General features: G+C 63.9%; 1 protein-coding gene. It reads left to right on the top strand.

The annotated features are described in order from the left end of the window. Positions 1-82: 82 nt before the first annotated feature. Positions 83-823 (top strand): IS5 family transposase gene (locus DC522_RS33825; RefSeq protein WP_116532734.1). Its coding sequence is split into 2 segments (ribosomal slippage), with 742 coding nucleotides annotated over them: positions 83-413 and positions 413-823; the frame shifts between segments, so codons are not numbered across the junction. This gene is flagged as partial in the annotation.

Raw genomic sequence — 823 nt, forward strand, 5'->3', positions numbered from 1 at the left:
CTAGGCTGTAGTGACGATTTAAGGCAGGGGATTCCCAAGAGGACGCAAATCAGATTCAAGGCTGACTTTTTGGAGGTCAGCCTTGGAAGGTGACGTTCTTCGCGACGACCAATGGGAGCAGATCAAACCCTTTGTGCCGGGCGGGCGCAAGGGCAAGTGGGGTCCGCGCAGCGACGGTCGGCGCTTTGTCGATGCGCTTTTGTGGCTGGCGCGGTCGGGGGCGCGCTGGCGCGATCTGCCCGAGGATCGCTTCGGGCCGTATCAGACGGTCAAGCGGCGCTATTATCGCTGGATCGAAGCCGGGGTGTTCGATCGGATCTTCGCGGCGGTGGCGGCCGATCCCGACCTGGAATGGCTTGCGATTGACGCCACCGTGATCCGCGCTCAGGCGCAAGCTGCCGGAGGGCGGCGGAAAAGGGGGGACCGCAAGCCCAGGCTCTCGGCCGCTCGCGCGGCGGCTTTGGAACCAAGATCCACGCGGTAGTCGACGCGCTGGGGCTTCCGGTGCGCTTCGCTGGGGGGCCGGGGCAGCAGAACGACATGGCACCGGCCTGCGATCTGATCGATGGCCTGAAAGCCGGGCAGGTGATTGCCGACAAGGCTTATGATGCCGACAGGTTGTGCGACAAGATCGCGGCCCAGGAGGGGCAAGCCGTCATCCCGCCGCGGCGTCATCGCAAGCAACCGCGAGACTATGACCGCATCGCCGACAAGAACCGGTGGGGCATCGAGGGCTTCTTTGCCAAGCTCAAGCAATGGCGGAGAATTGCCACCCGCTACGACAAGCTCGCCACCAACTTCCTCGGCTTCGTCAAACTTGCCA

The organism is Microvirga sp. KLBC 81, from assembly GCF_003075415.1.
In the GTDB taxonomy this organism is placed as follows: Bacteria; Pseudomonadota; Alphaproteobacteria; order Rhizobiales; family Beijerinckiaceae; genus Microvirga.